The organism is Peribacillus sp., from assembly GCF_059453735.1.
This window is the reverse complement of the sequence record NZ_JAZVJO010000049.1, coordinates 1-2,698: the sequence shown is the minus strand read 5'-3', so window position 1 is coordinate 2,698 and position 2,698 is coordinate 1. Positions and strand designations below refer to the sequence as shown.

Here is a 2,698-nt window from a genome sequence, read left to right as displayed (position 1 = left end):
CATGTACACTTTAAATGGTAAGCTTGGATGGACATTGCTAGGGATTGTTTGGATCGTAGCATTGGCAGGTACATTGTTCAAGACATTCTTTGTCAAACGGTTTCTCTATCTTTCAACGGTTCTATATATTGCGATGGGATGGATGATTGTGATAGCGTGGAAGCCATTGACAGAAGTTATACCGGCAGCAGGAATGCAGCTTCTTATTGCAGGAGGACTATTATATACGGTTGGCGCCATTTTTTATGTCTGGAGAGCGTTTCCTTTTCATCATGCAATTTGGCATATATTCGTTCTCTCAGGATCGATCTTACATTTCTTTACTATTTTCTTTTATATCATCCCTCTCAACCTATAAAACGCACCGGCAAACATAATTCTGTCGGTTTTCTTTGGGCAATTTTCGACTTATTGGTTTATTCGGACGAGATTAGGAAATACTAACAGTAGATAGAATTTGACAATAGGAGGCATCATAGATGAAAAAATCATTAAAAGTCCTAGCTGTACCCGCAGCTGCTATGTTTCTGTTAACTGGATGTAACGATAAGGATGAAGTGAAAGAACCTAATGTGACAGAGAATACAGATCAAACAGAAAATAACACAAACCAAACCGAAAATAATGCAGGGAATAAGGAATCAGCAGAAACATCTACGATTGCCTATCAAGATTTTGATCTTGATGTAGAATATCTTGTGGATGAGAAAAATAAAAAATATAAAGAATATAATGCGGAGTATGATACGGAAAATAATAAAACAGAAGCTTCGATTACAGATGAACTTAAGGATACCCATCTGCATGGCGATGAAGCAATGGATGAATTATTGCCAAAACTAGAAAAACTCACTTTCGATAAAGACACGTCTGAAGAAGAGGTGTTCAGTGAAGTCACTAAGGTATTTAACTTAGATGAGGACTATGATAAGCTTGAAATTGATGTAACCTTTACGGACGGAACGGAAAGAGAATATATGAAGAAAAAATAAGGAAAATCCGACATCTACTTTTAGTAGATGCCGGATTTTTTTGGGTTCACTGGGAGAAGCCTCGCCGATTTAAGACGGTAATAAATCGTAATGCCAAGATATCCCGCTAAAAGGGCTTTTATCAGTCCTACCAGGATAAATGGGGCCGAACCTGAATAAAATGCAGCAGTCCAGGTAAGAGACAGAGATACTTTTAGCCAGAGGGTACCCAATAATAGTGTAAGAATCATCCCAATAATGTTAGCTAGTATGCCATAAAAAATAGTGAAATTAGTTTTTTCTAAAAGAAAGCCGGTTAAAAAGGCGACGGGCAGATAACTTAGCAAGTATCCGCCAGTTGGTCCAACTACAATTCCAATGCCACCGCTCATTCCAGCAAATACGGGCATACCCACAGCACCTAACACTAGATATAACCCAACGGCTAAGCTCCCTTTTCTTGAACCTAAGATCGTTGCGGCAAGACCAACTGCTAAGGTTTGACCGGTAATAGGAACAATAGGCAGAGGGATGGTAACTTGAGCTAAAATACAAATAATAGCTGTGAAAATAGAAATAATCATCATCGTTTTTAATTTCTCATGAGTAGATTGCTGCTGCACTTTCTCATCTCCGCTCTATATGTAAACTTATAGTGAAAATAGGTTTACATATAGATTAAAACGTAATCTGAATTTTGTCAATTGGATTCTCGTACCATAGTATTATTATTTTAGAAAACTATATTGCGTTTCCTTTTTCTAATAACGGGGAATATAAGAACAACGTTATAAAACGTAAAAAAGAAATCTGTGAGAGAAGGGTACATGGTAATGGATGGAATCTTTTATGCACTGCTGCCAGCAATAACGTGGGGGAGCCTTGTATTAGTCAGTGAAAAGTTAGGTGGAAATGCTCACGCTCAAACTCTTGGAATTACAGTAGGTGCATTTTTATTTTCAATAGTGATGTTTTTTGTTAAACAGCCTGAAATGGATGGATTAATTTGGGTTATTGGAATTATATCAGGGATGGGTTGGGCATTAGGCCAACTGAATCAATTTAATAGTGTGAAACATTTAGGCGTATCTAAGACAGTCCCCATTTCGACTGGATTACAGCTCTTAGGAACCACATTCTTTGGAGTAGTAATATTTAAGGAATGGAGTACTCAAACCACGATCATTTTAGGAATCATTGCACTTCTTTTAATTATTTCAGGTGTCGTTTTAACCGGTATGGGCGGTAAGAGTGATGATAAGAAAGGCAATATGAAAAAGGGTATCACCTTTCTTGCTATATCCACCGCAGGTTATGTGTTATACGTAGTGATTATTAGATGGTTTGATATAAATGGTTGGGCAGCGATCCTGCCGCAGGCTATTGGTATGGTGGGGGCATCTCTCATTCTTTCCATGAAACACAAACCATTTAATAAATACGCAGTTCGTAATATCCTTGCTGGTATTATGTGGGCAGTCGGGAATATTGGCTTATTGTTGGCTAACCCTAAGGTTGGGGTAGCGGTCGGTTTTTCACTTTCACAGATGGGTATTGTCATTTCGACACTTGGAGGAATTTTTCTCTTAGGTGAAAAAAAATCCAAGAAGCAGCTGGTCTTGGTTATCAGCGGATGTGTGCTGATTATTGCCGGGGGAGTCGTTCTTGGTTTTACAAAAAAATAATGAGTTGGAGAGATGAAGGATGTATGAAGATTTAAAAGGAAA

The 2,698-nt window shown here is 38.1% G+C and carries 4 protein-coding genes; 3 read left to right on the top strand and 1 reads right to left on the bottom strand.

Going from position 1 to position 2,698, the window contains the following annotated elements; translation table 11 throughout:
- On the top strand, nucleotides 1–358 hold a 358-nt coding region (trhA, locus tag AC52RT_RS01620), incomplete at its 5' end, for a PAQR family membrane homeostasis protein TrhA (RefSeq protein WP_495539135.1).
- A 121-nt stretch (nucleotides 359–479) separates the two neighbouring features.
- The gene (locus AC52RT_RS01615; RefSeq protein WP_495539134.1) at nucleotides 480–992 is read left to right on the top strand and encodes a YusW family protein; all 513 of its coding nucleotides are present in this window, start codon (nucleotides 480–482) and stop codon (nucleotides 990–992) included.
- A 20-nt stretch (nucleotides 993–1,012) separates the two neighbouring features.
- On the opposite strand, the gene AC52RT_RS01610 is transcribed toward AC52RT_RS01615, so the two are convergent.
- Nucleotides 1,013–1,594 (bottom strand): biotin transporter BioY, encoded by a 582-nt coding sequence (locus tag AC52RT_RS01610; RefSeq protein WP_495539133.1) that lies wholly within the window; start codon nucleotides 1,592–1,594, stop codon nucleotides 1,013–1,015.
- Nucleotides 1,595–1,804: 210 nt separating this feature from the next.
- Here AC52RT_RS01610 and AC52RT_RS01605 point away from each other — a divergent pair, with 210 nt between their 5' ends.
- On the top strand, nucleotides 1,805–2,656 hold the full coding sequence (locus tag AC52RT_RS01605) for a GRP family sugar transporter (RefSeq protein ID WP_495539132.1): 852 nt from the start codon (nucleotides 1,805–1,807) through the stop codon (nucleotides 2,654–2,656).
- The last annotated feature ends 42 nt before the right edge of the window (nucleotides 2,657–2,698 follow it).

Excerpts from the sequence above, each read along its gene's own strand:
- AC52RT_RS01615 (WP_495539134.1), top strand. The coding sequence starts at position 480 with ATGAAAAAATCATTAAAAGTCCTAGCTGTACCCGCAGCTGCTATGTTT.
- AC52RT_RS01605 (WP_495539132.1), top strand. The coding sequence starts at position 1,805 with ATGGATGGAATCTTTTATGCACTGCTGCCAGCAATAACGTGGGGGAGC.